The sequence below is a fragment of the Streptomyces sp. A1136 genome (genome assembly GCF_004795055.1).
GTDB lineage: Bacteria > Actinomycetota > Actinomycetes > Streptomycetales > Streptomycetaceae > Streptomyces.
Map to the genome: position 1 here is coordinate 1 of NZ_SSBJ01000148.1, position 731 is coordinate 731.

At 71.5% G+C, this 731-nt stretch carries 1 protein-coding gene; it reads right to left on the minus strand.

From position 1 onward, the window contains the following. Positions 1-87: 87 nt before the first annotated feature. Positions 88-270 carry a Trm112 family protein gene (locus tag E6R62_RS37755; RefSeq protein ID WP_003950440.1) on the minus strand — a complete coding sequence of 61 codons (183 nt, stop codon included), beginning with the start codon at positions 268-270 and terminating at the stop codon, positions 88-90. Between the last annotated feature and the right edge of the window lie 461 nt (positions 271-731).

Below are 731 nucleotides of genomic sequence, written 5' to 3' on the forward strand. Positions count from 1 at the left end.
GGCTCGCGTTCCGTGGGTGCGGGTACGCCTGGTCCGCCCCGGGCGGGGTTCGCGTGCCGCGCGTGCGGGTACGCCTGTCCGCCCTGGTCAGGCGGGGCGGCGGGCCTCGTCGACGAGGAGGACGGGGATGCCGTCGCGGATCGGGTAAGCGAGGGCGCAGCCCTCGCCGGTGCACAGGAGTTCCGGGGTCGAGTCGGTCTTCGACTCCTCGAGGGGGGCGTGGCACGCCGGGCAGGCGAGGATTTCCAGGAGGCCGGCTTCGAGTGCCATGGGGGTTCCCTTCGGGGCGGTGAGGTGGGCTTGCGGCCCGCTTGATCAGAGCCTACCGGTGGGGAGGTGGGGTGTGGCTTCAGGTGTGGGTGCGTCTGCCTGGCGGCGGCCTCTGGGGCTGGGGGTGCCGCTTACTGATGGCCTCAAACGCCGGCCGGGCTGTCAGGTTCGCGGTTCCTCCGGCACGTGGGTGGGGCGGGGCCGCGCCGGGGTACCTCCTCACAAACTGCAAGGTGCGGGGTCAGTCGCTTCAAGACGGCCGTGTGTGCAGTTTGCTGCGGGGGCACCCCGACCCGTCCCCACCCCACGGTCTCGTACGCGGCCAACCGCCGGAGGGGAGATAAGGCCGTCACCGATACCGGGCCTCTCCACAGCCACCACCGTCATCGCTTCAGGTCGCCACAAAGATTGATGGGCGACGGCCTGTCCTTTCCCCACCCACCGGCGGGACGACGCCGACG